We start from the raw sequence: 17,544 nt of genomic DNA, 5'->3' as shown, positions 1-17,544 counted from the left end.
TCGTGGTACTGATTTCGGCGGTGCTGGCCGTGCTGATTGTAGTGTGGCTGGTGATGAAAATCGTGAAAGAGCTGGACGACAACCGCCGCCTGCAAAGCGAACTGGCCGACGTGAACGCGCAGGTAGCCCGCCGCATTGCCCAGATTCGGGAGCTGGCCGAGCAGGTGGTGCAGGGCGATTACACCGTCAAAATCACGGACGATGCCGAGGACAACCTCGGCGGCCTGGCCGCGTCGCTAAACCGCATGACCCAGACGCTGGAAGGCAGCTTCAGCGCCCTTGAGAAGCGCAACCGCGAGCTGGACCAGTTTGCCTACGTGGCCTCGCACGATTTGAAAGCGCCATTGCGCGGCGTGACCACCATCGTGAAGTGGATTGAGGACGAGCTGGCCGCCGAGCTTTCGCCCCAGCTCCGCACCTATCTCGACCAGATGAAGGGCCGCCTGGCGCGCCTCGAAGACCTGATAAACGGCCTGCTGGCCTATGCCCGCGTGGGCCGCACGGCGCAGTCGCGCGAAACGGTGAGCGTGCAGCAGCTCCTGACCGAAGTGGCCGACCTCGTGGTGCCCCCCGATTTCACGCTGCGCATCGGCCCCGATATGCCCACCTTCGAAACCGACCGGCTCAGCCTGCAACAAGTCTTCACCAACCTGCTCTCGAACGCCGTGAAATACCACCAGCGCGGAGCCGGCCACCTCGAAGTAACGTGCCAGGACATTGGCCGCTGCTACGAGTTTCGGGTGCAGGACGACGGACCAGGTATCGCGCCGGAGTACCATCAGAAGATTTTCCTGCTCTTCCAGACCCTGCGCGACCGGCACACGGCCGAAAGCACGGGCATCGGCCTGAGCATCGTGCAGAAAATTATTAACGAGCAGCAGGGCACTATTCGCGTCGAATCGGCGGTGGGGCAGGGAGCTGGTTTTATCTTTACGTGGCCCAAGTAAACCCCGGCCCTTACTACCGGGTCTGACCAGTTTGGACACCCTTTTAAACTACCGGATTTTTTATCGGGCGCGCGGCGCGGCCGGGCTTTCTATTGCTTACTTATTTCAGCTAACCACCCTATGCGTTCTGTTTTACTAGTCGAAGACGATATTTTTGATACGATGACGGCGGAGAAATCCTTCGCCAAATTCAACGTGCCGCACCAGCTGCACACGGCCTTCAACGGCGAAGAGGCGCTGGACCTGCTGCTGGGCCGCAACGGCGCGGAGGCCCTGCGCCCGCTGCCCGAAGTCATCCTGCTCGACCTGAACATGCCCCGCATGAACGGCGTCGAATTCCTGACCGAGCTGCGCGCCAACCCCGAATTCCAGCACATTCCGGTATTCATCACCACCACGTCGAGCATGGAGGAAGACCGCGCCGATGCCGAAACGCTGGGCGTGAGCGGCTACATTCTCAAGCCGCTGGATTTTGAAACCGGCACCGACCTCTCGGACAGCCTGAGCCTGCTGGAAAAGCTGCTCAAGTAGCGCCGGCCGTAGCCTGAACGGTTACAGGCTCACTTGCGCTTCACAATAAAAGTGCGGAATTTACCGGCGATTACCGACGTTCCTTTTTCACGGTTCACCTGCGCATTTGTAGGGGTTTGCGCGGGGTTCGGTATTATTGGCGGGGCAAGGCTACCTTGTTCGGCCTGTTGGTCCTAATTGCTGTCCTTCCGTATGAAAATTCCCATTTTATATCCGGCCCTGCTGTTGGTTTTACTAGGGGTGCGCCCGGCGCAGGCGCAGGATGATGGCCCGCGCCAGCTGGGTGCGCCGCCGGCCATGCCCACGCCCGCCCGGCCCCGGCCCACCCCCGCCCCACGCCAGCTGGAAACCGTGCCCGTGGCCCCCCGCGACTCTTCGCGCCGTGCGGCCGTGACGGCCCCGCAGCCCGGCCCCATGGCCGCCCCCGCACCCGTGTACGCTCCTACGCCCGCCGGCCAGCTGCCGGGCAACAACGCCCGCCCCGCCCGCTTCCAGGTGGGCCTGAAAAACGGGATGATATACTCGGCCAACGACGTGGAAACGAAGAATCCGCTCTTCGGCCGCTCCTACCTGCTGCTGGACGGCCGGCAGAAGTTTGAAATGGCGGAAATCGGGTTTTATGAGGATGAAACCGGACACTACGTTCGCACCACGCTGCCCAACTCTTCGCGGGAAACCACGTTGCGCCGCGAAAAAACCGGGCGCATCAGCCTCTATTCCATCACCACTTCGCAGTACAGCTCGGGGCCGGGCGGCTTCGGCTACCCGGGCTATGGCTACGGCTACGGGGGAGTTGGCATGGGCTACGGCGGGTTTGGCGGCTACCCCTACGGGGGCTACCGCACCGTGAAAACCGAATATTTTTCCAAAGACAACGGCCCCATTCAGAACCTGACCACCAACAACCTGATGCTGGCCACCCGCGACAATGCCGGCTCCCAGGAGCTGCTGCTGGAATCGCGCCGGTACCAGCGGCTCACCGTGGGCAGCTACGTGGTGGGCGGCGGGCTGCTCGCGGCCGGGCTGTTGCAGTCGCTACGCTCCAACGATGGCCGGGCGGGCATTTCGCCGCTGGTTTACGCGGCCATTCCGGTGCTCATCGTGCCCATCGTGCTGCAAAGCAAGCAGGCGAATAACCAGCGCCAGGCCATTGCCTTGTATAACTCGACGCGGTGAGACGTCTTTGACTTACTGGGAAAAAGAACGTCATGCTGAGCGTAGCGTAACGCCACCCCACCTCGCCGCGTAGGCCGGGGATGAAAACTGCCGCCGCTTCTACCATTACTACCGAAGCTCAGGCCGCCGACCTTGCCGCCCGCCAGGCCAAGGCACTGCTGGTGCACGAGCGGCTTTGCGCCGAGTACGGGGCTCCGTTCCGCTTCTTCAGCACCAAGGACCCGCTGAGTGAGCTGGTGAGCGCCCTGCTTTCGCACCGCACCAAAAATGCCGAATCGCACCGCGCCTACCTGGAGCTGCGGGCCACTTTTCCCACTTGGGAGGCCGTGCGCGACGCGCCCACCGAGGCCGTGCAGCACGCCATCCGGGCCTGCACCTGGCCCGAGCAGAAGGCCCCGCGCATTCAGGCCGTGCTGCGCGAAATCAGCCAGCGCTGCGGTACTGATGCCCCCTGCGCCCTGGATTTCCTGGCCGAAATGCCCATTCCCGAGGCTCGCGCCTGGCTGGAAAGCATCAGCGGGGTGGGGCCGAAAACCAGCGCGGCTACCCTCCTTTTCAGCACCCTGCGCATCCCAGCCATGCCCGTCGACAGCCACCACCACCGCGTGGCCCAGCGCTTGGGCCTCATCGGGCCGAAGGTGGGCGAAGGCCCGGCCCACAAGCTGCTCGAAGCCCTGCTCCCGCCCGGCTGGGACGCCCAGCAGGTGTATGACCACCACGAGGCGCTCATGTTTCACGGGCAGAAGTGCTGCTATTTCAGCGGGCCGGCCTGCGGGCGTTGCGTGGTGCTGGACCAGTGCCCGTTTGGGCAAGCGCGGCTGGGCGGGAAGGCTGCCGAATAAATCAGGTTCCCGAAGCACGTCATGCTGAGCGCAGCCGAAGCATCTCTACCGCAATAGTAAATAAATTACTTGCACAGTAGAGATGCTTCGGCTGCGCTCAGCATGACGTTCTCTATTTAACATCAAACTAGCCCAGACCATGATTCTGCACCTGCGGGCCAAGCCCAACGCCCGCCAAACCCAGCTGCTCCGCGCGCCCGACGGCACCCTGACCGTGCGCCTGCAAGCACCGCCTCAGGAAGGCCAGGCCAATGCCGTGCTGCTGGCGTTTCTGGCCACGGTGTTTGCCGTGCCCAAAAGCCGCGTGCTGCTGCTGAGCGGCCACACGGCCCCGTTCAAAAAGCTCGAAATTGAGGGCGTGAGCGAGGAAGACGGCCAACGGATACTGGCCGCGCGGCTGGCCTGAGCGGCCGGCCGGGCTTAACTTCCGGGCCGGTTTCACCCTCCCTCCGCCCCCGCCGCCATGTCTGCCGACTTCCAGCCGCTGCTCGATGCCCTGCAATTCTCACCCGATAACCTGCCGTTGCGCCAGCACCTGGCCCGCCAGCTCAACGCCGCCGGCCAGCCGCACGAGGCCGAAGCCCTGTGCCGCGAAGGCCTGCGCCAGTACCCCACCGACGACGCCCTGCGCCTGAGCCTGGCCGAAGCCTACCTCGCCACTGGCAAGCACTCGGCCGCTTTTGTGGTGGTGGAGGAGCTGCTGGACCAGCACGCCGACCACGCCCCCGCGCACTGGCTGCACGCCCGCCTGCTGCTGGCCACCGGCCAGCCCGCCGAGGCCCGCGCCGCCTACGACCACGCCATCGAACTGAGACCCGACCTGGCCGACAACGACCTCGACCAGGCCCTGACGGCCGCCCTGCCCGCCCCGCGTGTGCCCGCCGCCACCGGCAGCGGCTATGCCGCACCCGCCAACCACGCCGCCGATGCCCTCAACACCCAGGCCCAACTGCTGGGGCTGGAGAAGCCCAAAATCAACTTCTCCGACGTGGGCGGGATGGAGGCGGTGAAGGATGAAATCCGCCTTAAAATCATTCATCCACTGCAATTCCCGGACCTGTATAAGGCCTACGGCAAGGCCAGCGGCGGCGGTCTGCTACTGTATGGCCCGCCCGGCTGCGGCAAAACCCACCTGGCCCGCGCCACGGCCGGCGAGGTGCAGGCCAGCTTCATCAGCGTGGGCATTTCGGATATTCTGGACATGTGGCTCGGCAATAGTGAAAAAAACCTGCACAAGGTGTTTGCGCTGGCCCGGGCGCAGGCCCCGTGCGTGCTGTTTTTTGACGAAGTGGATGCCCTGGCCGCCAACCGCCACGACCTGCGCCAGAGCGCCGGCCGCACCGTGATAAACCAGTTTCTGGACGAGCTGGACGGGGCCACGCACTCCAACGAGGGCGTGCTCATCATGGCCGCCACCAACGCGCCCTGGCACCTCGACCCCGCCTTCCGCCGCCCCGGCCGGTTCGACCGCATCACGCTGGTGACGCCGCCCGACGAGCCGGCCCGCGCCGCCATTCTCGACATCCTGCTGCGCGGCAAGCCCCTGGCCCCCGGCCTGAACGTAGCCGCCGTGGCCGCCCGCACCGCCGGCCTCAGCGGGGCCGACCTGATGGCCCTCGTGGACGGGGCCGTGGACGTGTGCCTGCGCGCCTCCATGCGCAGCGGCCGGCCCCTGCCCATCGAGCAAAGCCACCTGCTGGATGCCGCCAAGCTGGTAAAGCCCAGTACCAAGGAGTGGTTTGCCACGGCCCGCAACTACGCGCTGTACTCCAACGAAGGCGGGCTGTACGACGATATTCTGGTGTATCTGGGGGTAAAAAAGCCGGGCGGACTGTAATGGCCCAGGCGCAGGGGGAAGCGGTGCGGAGCCAGCCCGGCTGGTTTGCGCAGGTCGAAAACCTGGTCGCGGTACACCGCTACGCCCTGGCCGAGGAGCTGACCCGCCGCGAACTGGCCCAGAACCCCCGCTCGGCCTTTGTGCTGGTGGTGCTGTGCATGGTGCTGAACGGCCACGACCGGCACCCCGAGGCCGAGGCGGCGGCCCGCAGCGCGGTGGCCGAGCAGCCAGAATATGCCGAGGCGTACTACTTCCTGGCCCTCAGCATTGCCAACCAGCGCCGCAACAAGGAGGCCGGGCAGGCCCTTGATACCGCCCTGGCGCTGGACCCCGGCAAGCCGAAATTCTACGCCCTGCGCAGCTACCTGGAGCTGGCGGGCAACCACCCGGCGCAAAGCCGGGCCACGGCCGAAGCCGGCCTGCGCTGGGACCCCAACCACCTGGATTGCCTGTATCGCCGGCTGCTGGCCCTGCGTCAGCTCGATGAAAACGACCTGGCCGAAGCCACGGCCCGCACCATGCTCCGCCTCGACCCCAGCCACTGGCGGGCGCACCTGGCGCTGGGCCAGCTGCTGCTGCCGCGCGAAGCCTATGCCGAAGCCGAAAGTCATTTCCGCACGGCCTTGCAGCACCAACCGAATTCCCGGGAAGCCCGCGAGGGCCTGTCGCTGAGCTGGAAGCAACGCTACTGGCTGCCGCGCCAGATGGAGCGAATAGATGGATACATTGTGGCCTACAACGAGTGGTTCGCGGCCCGGCTGGGCACCGCCGGCCACGCGGTGGCAATGCTGGGCCTGACGGTGGCTATTTCGATGCTGTGCGTGCCCCTGCTGCTGCTCTATGGCTGGGCCTACCTGCGCTGGCGCCTGGCCCCCGTGGTGATGCAGCTGCGCGGCCGCCCCCTGGCCTGGCTGGGGCCGCTGAGCTGGCGGCTGGTGGCGGCCGGCCTGGGCTGCGTAGGCGCGGCCGTGCTGGCCGTGCTCATTCCGGCCCGGCTGCCGGTGGTGGCCGCCACGCTGGCCGGGCTGGCGGTATTAGGGGTGTGGCAAGGGTCTTGGCGCAAGGTGTGGGGCGATTCGGAGCACCGGTACGCCCAATGGTTTTGGGTGGGCGTGGCCACCGCCACATTATTTATGTTCTGGCTCGACAATTCCCCCTTAGCACTCTGGAGCCGGCTGATGCTGTTTGCTTATACCGGCCTGCTTAGCGGCGCGGTATTCCTCCGACCGCCCGCTGCCCAGTAGGCAGCCGAAGTTTTCATTTTGCCTTTCCCCGCTTGCGCATGGCCCATTTCCACCCTGGCACCTCTCCCCTGGCGCGCGTCTGGGTGCTGCTGGAGCACCACCGGCCGCAGCAAGCCGCCCAGCTGGCCCGCCAGTGCCTGGCCGATGACCCTACCCACGCGCCTACCCACGTGGCCCTGGCCGAAGCCCTGCGCCAGCTCGACCGGCTCGACGAAGCCCGCGAGATTGCCCAAACGGCCATCGGCTTAGCCCCGGAAGCCGCCCGAGGCCACCACCTATTGGCCCTTATTCTGGGCCAGCAGGGCCACCTGCGCAAAGCCACCGCCGCCATCGACCAGGCCCTACAGCTGGACCCCACCCGTGGCGAATTTTTCGGCCTACGGGCGCAGCTGTGCTACGTTCAGGGGCAATACCACGCCGCCATTCAGTGCGCCGGGCACGGCTTGCAGGCCGATGCGCGCCAGGCCGACTGCCTACTCTGGCGGGCCCTGGCCCAGGAAAAGCTGGCCCGAACAACCGCCTCCGATGCCACCTTCGACCAGGCATTGCGCCTGGCCCCCAACAGCGCCTTGGTGCACCAATGGCGCGGCAAGCTGCTGCTTCAGCGCTACGAGCCCCAGCAGGCCGCCCTCCATCTCACCGAGGCCCTCCGCCTCACGCCTACCAAACGTGCCCTGCTCCCCCTGCTGCAACAGGCCCGCCGGCAACAGCTATGGCCCGCCTGGCTGACGCAGCTGCACCAAAAGCGGCAGCGCGACTGGAGCACCGACCTGCCGGTTAGCTGGACTGGCCCGGTCATCGGCATCCTGATGCCATTTTTTGAGCTGCGTAGCTGGTGGCAAACGCGCACCGACCCCCTGTTTCAGGAAAATATTCCCGGGCAGCGCCGGGTACTGGCTAAAAGGTGGGGGACAACTGGAGCAGTAGTGGCTTCGATAGGCATCATGGGGTTTGCCTGCCTGTCCGCTGGCATGCCTTTTTCCGTCATGCTTTTAGGCTTGGTGATGCCTTTGCTCATGCTGGCAGTCGGAGCAATGATAAGGTCGAAATCGGACTAGCGACGCGGCAGCGCCCCCCACCTCGCACCAATCCGCTACCACCCACCGTCCCTATTTCCCGCGCTTCCAGCGGTAGTATTTGCGGTACCAAGGCGAGGTTTTCTTGAATAAGCTGCTGGTAGACTCGTTCGGAAACATGTTCACCCGGAATACCTGCATCCGGTCGGCTTCGATGGTCATACCGCCCGTGTCGGTGGCCACGCCGAGGGCGAATCCGGCTTCGCGCACCGCCGCTTTCACGTCCTCGCTCAGGTCGCCATAAGGGTAGGCGAAGCTCACGATTTCGGTTTGCAACCCAGTTTCCAGCGCCGTTTTGCTGCGCTGAATTTCGGCGGCGGCTTCAAGCAGCGGCAGGGTGGTGAGGCGGGGGTGCGACATGGTGTGTGCCCCGATTTCCCAGCCGGCGGCCACGAAAGCCCGCTTCTGAGCGAGGTCCATTATCTCGGAGCGCGGCTCGTCGGGGTCGAAATCCGCATCCCACTGGTTGTAGCGGATATCGGCATCGCCCAGCAGGTAGAGCACGCCCCGGTAGCCATATTGCTGCATCAGCGGCAGCAGGTTGGTGTAGTTATCGGTGTAGCCATCATCAAAAGTGAGGATGATGGGGCGGGCGGGGAATTCGCGTAGCGGCAGCTCGCCGCTGGCATATTTCAGGTAGTCGGCGAAGGTGATGGGCGTTAGCTTCTGCTGCTTGAAATAGGCCAGGTGCTTCTCAAAGTTCTCCTTCGTGACGTAAATCTGGTGTTTGGTGGCCAGCGGCGCGTCAGGGATTTTGTGGTACATGAGCACCGGAATGAAGCCCGGGACGGCCTTCTGCATCCGCGCCGCCTGGTACACTTCCAGCACCCGCGCCGCCACGGTGGCCAGGCTATAATGCGCCCGCACCTGCTCCCGCAACGCAACCGGCACTGCCTGCGGCTGCCGCAAAAATCCCTGCGCATCGGCCAGCAGCGCACCAAAATCAACTTCCGAAGCGCCTAACCGGGCCGAGATATCCCCAAAATTGGAAGCCGCCGCCGAAGCAAAAGTTTCTTCCGTAACGAGGCCCGCGTAGCTGGCCTCACCCAGCGCCAGCACGGGCCGGCGGGCCCCCAGCGCCTCAATGGCCACGCGCCCCGCCCCGATAACCAGCGTGGTGCGGGCCAGCCAGCCGGGCACGTCGTCGGTGAAACCCACCACCTCAATCCGCTCCCCAAAATCGGCTTGCAACTGCGCCAGGGCCGTTTTGCCGGCCGCCGGCAGGTGTTGCAGCTCCCCGCCGATAAGTGCCACCCGCAACCCCGGAAACTCCCGCAGCAAGGCCGGAAACACCTGCGCCAGCAGCGCCGCCGCCCGCTCGCCCTTGCCCCCATTGAAGCGCCCGATAAAGGAGATTCGCAAAGCGGAATCCGCGCTGGCCGCTGCTTCCTTCCCAAACGCCACCCCATTGGGAATAGCCACAATTTTGGCCGCGTCCATCTTCACTTCGGTGATGAGGTGCTCCCGCAGATTGGCACAAATGGCAATGACTTTGTCGCCGTACACATCGAGCAGTGAGGTGGACGTGTGCAGGTGCTGCCGCCCGTGCACGGTGCTCACCAGCGGCACGGCCAAGCCGCGCAGGGCAAAATAGCTAACCCAGCTGGCTGCCCGCGAGTGGCAATGCACCACGTCAATCCGTTCCTTTTTCACCACCTGCCGGATGATACGCGCGTTGCGCAGCCGCTGCCGGTAGCTGCGGTTGCTGATGCCGGCCCACACCAGCGTGGCCCCGGTGGGCAGTTTGTCGGCATCGGCTACCACCCATACCTGGTGGCCCTGGGCGCGGTGGGCCTCGGCCAATTGCACGGCATAGGCCACGGAGCCCGCAAAAAACTCAGCCGAAAGAACGTGGAGAATGCGCATGCCGCAAAGGTATTGCCGGGCGCGGGGCTGGCACTGCTATCCGAACTGTGTCGGACAGTCATGCAGAGCGCAGCGAAGCATCTTTACCGCTATAGTAAATCAGATTACTTGCGCGGTAAAGATGCTTCGCTGCGCTCTGCATGACGGCCCTTTTTCCTGTCAGCCCCGCGCCCGGCCGGCCACGTTGTCCATGTACTTCTGGCCGTTGCCGGTGTTCAGGAGGAGGATTTTCTCGTCGGGCTGGATTTCGCCGCTGGCTAGCAACTGGAGGGCGGCCGTCCACACCGCGCCGCCTTCGGGGGCCACGAACAGGCCTTCCTGGTGGCCGAGGTCGCGCATGCCGGCCAGCATGCCTTCTTCGCTCACGCTCACCACCGTGCCGTTCGACTCGTGGAGGACGCGCAGCATCATATTTTCGCCCAACGGGTGCGGCACGGCCAGGCCGTTGGCCAGCGTGGCGCGGCCCTGGTAGGCGTGGCAGTTGGGCTGGCGGCCCTCGTAGGTTTCGAGGAGCGGGCAGCAGTTTTCAGCCTGCACGGCCACCATGCGGGGCAGTTTCACGTCGGGGGCCAGCCAGCCGAGCTGCTTCATTTCCTGAAACGCTTTCCAGATGCCGATGAGGCCGGTGCCGCCGCCGGCGGGGTAGAGCAGCACGTCGGGCAGCGTCCAGTTCAGCTGTTCGGCAATTTCGTAGCCCATGGTTTTCTTGCCTTCGAGGCGGTAGGGCTCTTTCAGGGTCGAGATATCGAGCAGGGCACCGTCGGCGTTGCGCTGCCGCACACGGGCCCCGCAGTCGCTGATGAGGCCGTCGACCAGCTCCACTTCGGCCCCGTACCAGAGACATTCTTCCTGAAATGCCTGCGGGGTGTGGCGGGGCATCACCACCACGGCACGCAGGCCGGCGCGGGCGCAGTAGGCGGCCAGGGCCACGCCTGCATTACCCGCTGTGGGGATGATGCAGCCATCCACGCCCAGCTCTTTGGCTTTGGACACGGCCATGCTCAGGCCCCGCGCTTTGAAGGAGCCGGTGGGGTTCTGGCCTTCGTCCTTCAGCAGCAGGTGGGCCAGCTCGTGGCGGGCGGCCAGGCGCGGCAGACGCAGCAGCGGCGTGAGGCCTTCGCCCAGGGTCACTTTGTTTTCCTCGTGCAGCAGCGGCAGCAGCGCGCCATAGCGCCACATCGAGGTATCGGCCTGGTCGATAACGGCGCGGCTGAGGGGCTCGCGCAGGTCGTAATCGGCCACCAGCGGCACCTGGCAGCAGGCCGAAACCCGCTGCAGGTCGAAGGCGGAATATTCGGTGCCGCAGGCGGAGCAGTGCAGCGCGGCCAGGCGGGAAAGGGATTCGGACGCAACGAGTTTCATAGGGCAAAGTACGGAATGACTTTACCCGGGGTATGCCGCAATGGGATGGGCATTTGGAATAGCCTATGCCCTATCGGAATAATAACGCCGCGTGAATTGCAGGAAATCCTTGTAGGGTGCGTTGTTTTCGGTGCCCTTGCGCTGGATGAAATTAAACTCGCGCCGGAGAGGGAAATTGTTGATTTTAACCTCCGAAAATTCGCCCGAAGCCAGCTCCTTCACCACCGCCTGCCGGGGCAGGAAGGCCAGGCAGGTATCCACGCGCACGAAGTTTTTGAGGGCTTCGGTGCCACCCAGGCGCACACGCACCGGCAGCGCGGCCAGCTTGATGCGATGCCGGGCCAGGGCTTCTTCGAGCACGGCCAGCGTGCCGGAGCCGTCCTCACGCAGGGCCAGCGGCGTGGTGAGCAGGTCGTGGATTTCGAGGGTGCGCTTTGCGAGCGGATTGCCAGCGGCGCATACGGCCACCACGTCATCGGTGAGCAGGGGCGTGTAGGTCACATTGCTCACTTTGTGGATGCCTTCGATGATGCCAAGCTCGATTTCGTGGTCAAGCAGAGCGCGCAGGATGTTGTCGGAATTGCGGTTTTTGAGGCTGAGCTGGCGGTTGGGGTGCAGGCGCAGATAGGCCGATACCACGGGCGGCAGCACGTAGAGCGAAATGGTGGTGCTGGCCCCGATGAGCAGGTGCTGGCTGGGCGCGAAATCTGGGCTCAATTCGCTCATTTCCTGGTGCAGCTCCTGTTGCAGTTGCTTGGCCTGTAGCAGCTTTTCGTAGAGTTTACGGCCGGCCGGAGTGAGTTGGATGCTGCTGCCCAGGCGTTCGAACAGGCCGGTTTTGTAGTGCTCTTCCAGGGCCTTCACCTGTTTGCTCACGGCCGACTGGCTGGTGAACAAGGCTTGGCTGGCTTTGGTGAAGCTCAGGCGCTGGGCCACTTCGAGAAAGACTTCGTGCGGGTGCGAAAGCATGAGGTGGGAAGTGTAGCACATGCTTTAGCTTGTGCATGGAAAGGGAATACCAGCCAACGCCGGCACAAGCTAAAGCATGTGCTACAAGCTCAGCCGCCGCTGAAACGCGGCCAGAAACAGCCCGGCGTGGTAGCCATCGCCGAGGCCGTGGTGCAGGTTGATGGATACGGGCATTTGCCGGGTAGCGCCTTCGCTGAAAACCTGGCCGAAGGAAATTTTGGGGCAGCTGTCCGGGTGCGAAAAGCTGCGGGCGTGCGAGAGCGCCGTGAAGCGCACCCACGGCAGGGCCGAGCAATGCACCACGTCGGGCCGGGCGGTGGTGTCGCTCAGGCGCAGGCCGGTGCTGGCCTGCACGGCCGCTATTTCGGCTTCGGCGGCGGCGATGAAATCAGTCAGCGTGTTGCTCTGCTCGATGAAGGAGAAGGCGAACGTGTGGTCGGCCCGGCCGAGGGTGGCGGAGGCGTGAATGCGGTCGTAGAGGTACACCTGGCCGTTTTCGATGCGGTAGCGGAAGGCTTCGACTTCGTTGGCTGCCTCCAAGGCGTGGTATAGGTAGTAGAGGAAAAACGACACGCCCAGCCGCTTGGCTTCGGCCTGCGCCGTGGTGCAATCCACGTTGGCCGTGAGGCCGAAGAAGGGTTCTTCAAAAGCCGAGAAGAAGGCAAAATGCTCGCGACGGGGCCAGGTTTCGAGGTCAATCAGGTGCTTCATGGCGGGCAAAGGTCGGTAGCTTTGCGGCGTCAATCCCCACGTTATGCCCACGCAAACCTTCATCGCCTTCGACGCCGACGACACCCTCTGGCCCAACCAGCCGCACTTCGACCACGTCGAAGCGCAACTGCTCCAGATTCTGGCGCCATATGCTGACCATGCGACCATCAACGCCCGGCTCTACGACGTGCAGCGGGCTAATATGCATCTGTTCGGCTACGGGGCCAAGTCATTTATGCTCTCAATGATTGAAACCACGATTCAGCTGTCCGGCGGCGCGGTGGTGGGGGCCGAAATCCAGCGCATTCTGGATTTGGGAAAGGATTTGCTGCGTTTCGCCATTGAGCCGCTGCCCGATGTGGTAGAAGTGCTGACCGAGCTAAAGGAGCGCGGCCACAAGCTGATTCTGCTTACCAAAGGCGACCTGTTCGACCAGGAAAGCAAAATAGCCCGCTCCGGCCTGGGCGATTTTTTCGACTACGTTGAAATTGTAAGCGAAAAGGACGAGCCCACGTATCGCCGCCTCTTCACCCGCCTCGGGGCCACGCCCGAAAACTTCGTAATGATTGGCAATTCGCTAAAATCCGACATTCTACCAGTGGCGAAGCTGGGATTTCCGGCCGTGCACGTGCCATATCACGCCAACTGGATTCACGAACATGTGCCCGCCGAGCTGCTGGCAGGCGTGGAGTTTCGGGCGGTGGAGCGGCTGCGGGAGGTGCTGGAGCTGGTGCGGTAAGCCGCAATTCAGGGCTTAGGCGGCGGGAGGATTACTGGGCGGCCGAAGCTCCGTAGGCACCGGCTGGCCGGCAGCCCAGCCGTCGAGGTTGCTACGGGTGGTGGCGGCAATGTGCTCCAGCGCCTCCCGCGTGAGGAAAGCCTGGTGGCCGGTGACGAGGACGTTGGGCAGGGCGAGCAGCCGAGCAAACAGCGCATCGGTGGGCGGGTTTTGGCGGTGGTCGACGAAAAACAGCTTTTTCTCGCCCTCATACACATCGAGGCCCAGGTAGCCCAGCTGGCCGGTTTCCAGGGCCGCGATGGCGGCGGCAGTGTCCAGCTCGGCCCCGCGACTGGTATTGATGAGCATCACGCCGCGCTTCATGCGGGCCAGGCGGGCGGCATCAATCAGATAAGGCGCGTGCGGAATCATGGGGGCGTGCAGGGTGATGATGTCGGCCTGCGCGCAGAGGTCGTCCAGCGTGGTGTAGGTCACGCCGAATTGCGTGGTCAGGGCCGGGTTGGGCACCGGGTCGTAGCCCAGCAGCCGGCAGCCGAAGCCGTGCAGAATGCCCGCCACCACGCCGCCAATGTGCCCCAGGCCCACAATGCCCACGGTTTTGCCGTGCATGTCGAACCCAATCAGCTCATCGAGCCGGAAGTCGTGCGCCCGCAGCTGCTGGTCGGCCTGGCGCAAGCGGCGGTTGAGGGCCAGCATGAGGGCCACCGCGTGCTCGGCAATGGCGTGGGGCGAATACTCGGGCACATTGGCCACTCGCAGTCCCAGTTCCTGGGCGCGCGCCAGGGCCACCTGCTCGTGACCGGTGGCCCGAATGGTGAGGAACCGGATGCCCAGCGCGTGCAAGGCCTCGAGCACAGGGGTGGAAGCGTCATCGGTACTGAAAATGGCCACGGCATCCGTGCCAGCAGCCAGGGCCGCCGTTTCAACCCCGAGGTTTTCTTCCACAAACTGCAACTCGTGTGCGGTGCCAGCCGCCGTGGTCAGGTAGGAGCGCTCAAATGGCTTTGTGCTAAAGACCGTGGTTTTCATAAGAAAGGAGGACAGTAAGGCGTTCAAGGTACGTCATCGACACCCGGAAACGGGAAACGGCCCAGCACTCAGGCATTGGAATACAGACTAATTGCTACCTTCCCCACGGCTTTCCCCCACACCCCTCCCCATGCTGGCCCGTTACCGCTTTTTGCCCCTGCTGCTGATGCTGCTGGCGGCTTCGTCGTGCTCAAAAAAAACCGCCCAGGAGCAAGCCGCCGAAACGGCCGCGACTACCGACGGCGACGAAATCGACCCGTACTCCAATCTGGTTTTCACCTTTGATGAAAAGGTGGTGGATGAGGCCAAGCAAAACCGCTGGGACACCACGCGCTACGTCACGTTCTCACCCAACATCCGCGGCAAGTTTAAGTGGACGGGTGACCGGGAGCTGACCTTCTCGCCGCTGGAGCCCTTCCGGCCCAGCACCGTTTTCTCGGCCTCGCTGCGGCCCGAAACGCTGCCCAGCGGCAAGCAGAAACTGGCCCTGAACCGGCCCAAATTCCACACGCCGTATCTGGATATGGCCGCGCCGCAGGTGTTCTACGGCAGCTCGAAGCGGGCGGCGGGCACGGCGGAATTGCGCGCTAATCTGGTTTTTAATTACCCCGTGCGGCCTTCTGATGTGAAGTCGCGCCTGAAGGTGACGCAGGGCGGCAAGCCCGTGGCGGTGGAAGTGAACTCGGCCGAGTCGGATGCGCTGGTGGCCGTGACGTTTATGCAGGACGTGCAGGCAGGCACGCCCGTGCAGATTGACATTGCACCCGGCCTGCGCCCGGCGGCCGGTACCAAGGCCACCGAGAAAGTCCTCACCGCCCAGGCCGAAATCCCCGACCAAAGCACGCTGGAAGTGCGCGAGCTGACCGGCTCCCTGCTCAACGGCCAGCCCGTGGTGACGCTGCTGCTCAACCAGCCTGTGAGCGCCGCCGACGTGCAGTCCAATCTGAAGGTGACGCCCGCCGTGGCCTTTTCGGTGGAGGCGCTGGAAAGCGGCTTTGCCTTGCGCGGCGGGTTTGAGGTGGGCAAAACCTACCAGGTTTCGCTGGCCGCCGGCACACGCGGGCTGCTGGGTGGCAGTCTGGGCGAGGCGTTCAGCCAGGCCGTTTCCTTTGGGGATGAGCGGCCGAGTCTGAGCTTCACCAGCAGCGACAAGGCAATGTACCTCGATGCGCTGGGGAACCGGAATCTGGGCCTGCGCATCAACGAAGTGGCCAAGGTGAAGGTGACCATTGCCAAGGTCTACGCCAACAACATCCAGCAGTTGCTACGCGGCGAAAAGCAGTACGGCTACCCCGAGTACGACGAGGACGAACCCCGCGAATCGAACACCGACGAAAACGGCGACTACATCGACCGCAGCTTCCAGTATTACGACACCGAGAACATCGGCAACGTGCTGTCGGAGCGCACCATTTCCGTGGATGGCTTAGCGAAGGAAAATGGCATGCGCCTGCTCAATCTCAACCTGAAAGACCTCGAATTTCAGGGGCCGATGAAGGGCCTGTACGTCATTCGGGTGCAGGATACCGAGCGGCAGTGGCTGCAGGTGAGCAAGCTGGTGGCCGTGACGGACCTGGGCCTCATCGTGAAGCAGGGCGCAACGGGCGGCACAGTCGTTTTTGCCAATTCCATCCGCACGGCCGAGCCGCTGGCGGGCGTTACGGTGAACCTCGTGAGTTCGAATAATCAGGTGATTGGCACGACCACGACCGACAAATCCGGCGTGGCGCAGTTCGATTCGGCGGCCAGCATGAAGCGCTTCACGCTGGGCATGATTACGGCCGTGAAGGAGGCTGATTTCTCCTTTCTGGATTTGACCAAAAGCCGGGTCGAAACCTCGCGGTTTGAGGTGGGCGGGCTGACCTCGAACGCGGCGCATTACCAGGCGTTTCTGTACGGCGACCGCAACCTGTACCGGCCCGGCGACACGGTGCGGACCAACACCGTCATCCGCACCGAGGACTGGAAAAATCCGCCCTCGGGCCTGCCGATGAAAATCCGCTTGCTGCTGCCCAGCGGCAAGGAATACAGCAGCCTGCAGCAGAAACTAAGCGCGGCGGGCAGCTTCGAAAGCCGCTTCATTCTGCCGCCCACCATCATGACGGGCCTCTACACGATGGAGGTGCTGACCGGCAACGAAGTGCTGCTGACCTCGCGCCAAATCAGCGTCGAAGAATTCATCCCCGACCGCCTGAAGGTGACCGTGACGGCCGCCCCCAAAACCGTAAAACCGGGCCAGGACGTGACGGCCAGCATCACGGCCGTGAACCTCTTCGGCCCGCCCGCCGCCGACCGCAAGTTTGAGGTCGAATTCTCGCTCAAGCAAAAGGCCTTCGCCCCCAAGGGCTACGACGGCTATAACTTCACCATCAACAGCGGTGAGCGGCGGCGCAGCACCAACGAGGACGGCGAAACCAGCAGCGAAAGCGCCCTCACCGCCCGCTTCGAGAAAACCGTGCGCGAAGGCACCACCGATGCCGCCGGCCACGGCACCGCCGCCTACACCGTGCCCGGCTACCACGACCTCGGCACGCTGGAAGGCGTGGCCTTCGCCACGGTGTTCGACGAAACCGGCCGGCCCGTGAACCGCCTCGCCACCTTCGACGTGCAAACCCAGTCCACGATGTTCGGCATCGGCACTTTGCCCGACCTCATCAGCACCAAACAGCCCCTCACCGTGAAGCTGCTGGCCCTCTCCCCCAACGGCCAGCCGGCCCTCGCGCCGGCCGAAATCAAAGTGGTGCGCCTGCTCTGGGAAACCGTATTGGAGCGCCAGGGCGGCCGCTACGTCTACAATTCGCAGCAGCGCGAGCAAACCATTCTCCGCCAGACGCGCTCCATCCGGGCGGCCACCAGCTTCAGCTTCACCCCCATCTACTCGGGCGAATACGAGGTGCGCGTGAGCCGGCCGGGCGCCAGCAGCTACGTTACGCAGCGGTTTTACGCCTACGGCTACGGCGATACCCAGGCCAATTCCTTCGAGGTGAACAACGAGGGCGAGGTGACCATTGAGGCCGACAAGCCCAAGTACGCGCCCGGCGAAACGGCCAACCTGCTGCTGAAATCGCCCTTCGCCGGCCGCATTCTGGTGACGGTGGAGCGGGCCAACGTGCTCGACCATTTCTACGTGACCACCGACGGCAAGGCGGCCGAGGTCAAAATCCCCATCAAAGCCGAGCATGTGCCCAACGTGTACGTGACCGCCACCGCCGTGC

At 64.1% G+C, this 17,544-nt stretch carries 15 protein-coding genes; 10 read left to right on the top strand and 5 right to left on the bottom strand.

All coding sequences use genetic code 11. The features are described 5' to 3' along the window. The 8 genes from AAFH49_RS20695 to AAFH49_RS20660 all read left to right on the top strand — a co-directional run. The coding region (locus tag AAFH49_RS20695; protein ID WP_342301177.1) for a sensor histidine kinase at positions 1–947 on the top strand (947 nt) is incomplete at its 5' end. A gap of 120 nt (positions 948–1,067) precedes the next feature. Then, positions 1,068–1,478, top strand: a complete 411-nt coding sequence (locus AAFH49_RS20690; protein ID WP_342301175.1) for a response regulator — start codon at positions 1,068–1,070, stop codon at positions 1,476–1,478. A 192-nt stretch (positions 1,479–1,670) separates the two neighbouring features. Then, positions 1,671–2,654: a hypothetical protein gene (locus AAFH49_RS20685; RefSeq protein ID WP_342301173.1), complete on the top strand. Its 984-nt coding sequence runs from the start codon at positions 1,671–1,673 to the stop codon at positions 2,652–2,654. A gap of 80 nt (positions 2,655–2,734) precedes the next feature. Continuing rightward, positions 2,735–3,496 (top strand): endonuclease III domain-containing protein, encoded by a 762-nt coding sequence (locus AAFH49_RS20680; protein WP_342301171.1) that lies wholly within the window; start codon positions 2,735–2,737, stop codon positions 3,494–3,496. Between the two features lie 139 nt (positions 3,497–3,635). Next, entirely contained in the window at positions 3,636–3,902 is a 267-nt protein-coding gene (locus tag AAFH49_RS20675) for a DUF167 domain-containing protein (RefSeq protein ID WP_342301170.1), read from the top strand. Between the two features lie 57 nt (positions 3,903–3,959). Continuing rightward, a complete protein-coding gene (locus AAFH49_RS20670; RefSeq protein ID WP_342301168.1) occupies positions 3,960–5,333 on the top strand; it encodes an ATP-binding protein in 1,374 nt (457 codons plus the stop codon). Continuing rightward, on the top strand, positions 5,333–6,577 hold the full coding sequence (locus tag AAFH49_RS20665) for a tetratricopeptide repeat protein (protein WP_342301166.1): 1,245 nt from the start codon (positions 5,333–5,335) through the stop codon (positions 6,575–6,577). The genes AAFH49_RS20670 and AAFH49_RS20665 overlap by 1 nt, the downstream gene beginning before the upstream one ends. Positions 6,578–6,615: 38 nt before the next feature. After that, positions 6,616–7,635: a tetratricopeptide repeat protein gene (locus tag AAFH49_RS20660; protein ID WP_342301164.1), complete on the top strand. Its 1,020-nt coding sequence runs from the start codon at positions 6,616–6,618 to the stop codon at positions 7,633–7,635. Positions 7,636–7,686: 51 nt separating this feature from the next. Here the strand turns inward: AAFH49_RS20660 and AAFH49_RS20655 are convergent, their stop codons facing one another. The 4 genes from AAFH49_RS20655 to AAFH49_RS20640 form a co-directional block, all read right to left on the bottom strand. Beyond that, entirely contained in the window at positions 7,687–9,519 is a 1,833-nt protein-coding gene (locus AAFH49_RS20655) for a polysaccharide deacetylase family protein (RefSeq protein WP_342301161.1), read from the bottom strand. Between the two features lie 159 nt (positions 9,520–9,678). Next, the gene (locus tag AAFH49_RS20650) at positions 9,679–10,881 is read right to left on the bottom strand and encodes a threonine synthase (protein WP_342301160.1); all 1,203 of its coding nucleotides are present in this window, start codon (positions 10,879–10,881) and stop codon (positions 9,679–9,681) included. A gap of 63 nt (positions 10,882–10,944) precedes the next feature. Further along, positions 10,945–11,850: a LysR family transcriptional regulator gene (locus AAFH49_RS20645; RefSeq protein ID WP_342301159.1), complete on the bottom strand. Its 906-nt coding sequence runs from the start codon at positions 11,848–11,850 to the stop codon at positions 10,945–10,947. Positions 11,851–11,931: 81 nt separating this feature from the next. Continuing rightward, on the bottom strand, positions 11,932–12,561 hold the full coding sequence (locus AAFH49_RS20640; RefSeq protein ID WP_342301158.1) for a CatA-like O-acetyltransferase: 630 nt from the start codon (positions 12,559–12,561) through the stop codon (positions 11,932–11,934). A gap of 43 nt (positions 12,562–12,604) precedes the next feature. On the opposite strand from AAFH49_RS20640, the gene AAFH49_RS20635 reads away from it, so the two are divergent. After that, positions 12,605–13,300: an HAD family hydrolase gene (locus AAFH49_RS20635; RefSeq protein WP_342301156.1), complete on the top strand. Its 696-nt coding sequence runs from the start codon at positions 12,605–12,607 to the stop codon at positions 13,298–13,300. 15 nt (positions 13,301–13,315) lie between these two features. Here the strand turns inward: AAFH49_RS20635 and AAFH49_RS20630 are convergent, their stop codons facing one another. Then, the gene (locus AAFH49_RS20630) at positions 13,316–14,329 is read right to left on the bottom strand and encodes a 2-hydroxyacid dehydrogenase (protein ID WP_342301154.1); all 1,014 of its coding nucleotides are present in this window, start codon (positions 14,327–14,329) and stop codon (positions 13,316–13,318) included. 130 nt (positions 14,330–14,459) lie between these two features. Between AAFH49_RS20630 and AAFH49_RS20625 the strand changes: the two genes are divergently transcribed. Beyond that, on the top strand, positions 14,460–17,544 hold a 3,085-nt coding region (locus AAFH49_RS20625; protein WP_342301153.1), incomplete at its 3' end, for an alpha-2-macroglobulin family protein.

This window comes from Hymenobacter segetis (genome assembly GCF_038448715.1).
Classification (GTDB): Bacteria; Bacteroidota; Bacteroidia; order Cytophagales; family Hymenobacteraceae; genus Hymenobacter; species Hymenobacter segetis.
The sequence above is the reverse complement of the archived record's forward strand: the minus strand, read 5'-3'. Positions and strand labels throughout refer to the sequence as shown.

What these genes read in the sequence shown, in the direction of transcription:
- AAFH49_RS20670 (WP_342301168.1), top strand. Translation starts at nt 3,960, where the DNA reads ATGTCTGCCGACTTCCAGCCGCTGCTCGATGCCCTGCAATTCTCACCC.
- AAFH49_RS20685 (WP_342301173.1), top strand. Translation starts at nt 1,671, where the DNA reads ATGAAAATTCCCATTTTATATCCGGCCCTGCTGTTGGTTTTACTAGGG.
- AAFH49_RS20660 (WP_342301164.1), top strand. Translation starts at nt 6,616, where the DNA reads ATGGCCCATTTCCACCCTGGCACCTCTCCCCTGGCGCGCGTCTGGGTG.
- AAFH49_RS20650 (WP_342301160.1), bottom strand. Translation starts at nt 10,881, where the DNA reads ATGAAACTCGTTGCGTCCGAATCCCTTTCCCGCCTGGCCGCGCTGCAC.
- AAFH49_RS20665 (WP_342301166.1), top strand. Translation starts at nt 5,333, where the DNA reads ATGGCCCAGGCGCAGGGGGAAGCGGTGCGGAGCCAGCCCGGCTGGTTT.
- AAFH49_RS20640 (WP_342301158.1), bottom strand. Translation starts at nt 12,561, where the DNA reads ATGAAGCACCTGATTGACCTCGAAACCTGGCCCCGTCGCGAGCATTTT.
- AAFH49_RS20630 (WP_342301154.1), bottom strand. Translation starts at nt 14,329, where the DNA reads ATGAAAACCACGGTCTTTAGCACAAAGCCATTTGAGCGCTCCTACCTG.
- AAFH49_RS20690 (WP_342301175.1), top strand. Translation starts at nt 1,068, where the DNA reads ATGCGTTCTGTTTTACTAGTCGAAGACGATATTTTTGATACGATGACG.
- AAFH49_RS20635 (WP_342301156.1), top strand. Translation starts at nt 12,605, where the DNA reads ATGCCCACGCAAACCTTCATCGCCTTCGACGCCGACGACACCCTCTGG.
- AAFH49_RS20675 (WP_342301170.1), top strand. Translation starts at nt 3,636, where the DNA reads ATGATTCTGCACCTGCGGGCCAAGCCCAACGCCCGCCAAACCCAGCTG.
- AAFH49_RS20645 (WP_342301159.1), bottom strand. Translation starts at nt 11,850, where the DNA reads ATGCTTTCGCACCCGCACGAAGTCTTTCTCGAAGTGGCCCAGCGCCTG.
- AAFH49_RS20680 (WP_342301171.1), top strand. Translation starts at nt 2,735, where the DNA reads ATGAAAACTGCCGCCGCTTCTACCATTACTACCGAAGCTCAGGCCGCC.
- AAFH49_RS20655 (WP_342301161.1), bottom strand. Translation starts at nt 9,519, where the DNA reads ATGCGCATTCTCCACGTTCTTTCGGCTGAGTTTTTTGCGGGCTCCGTG.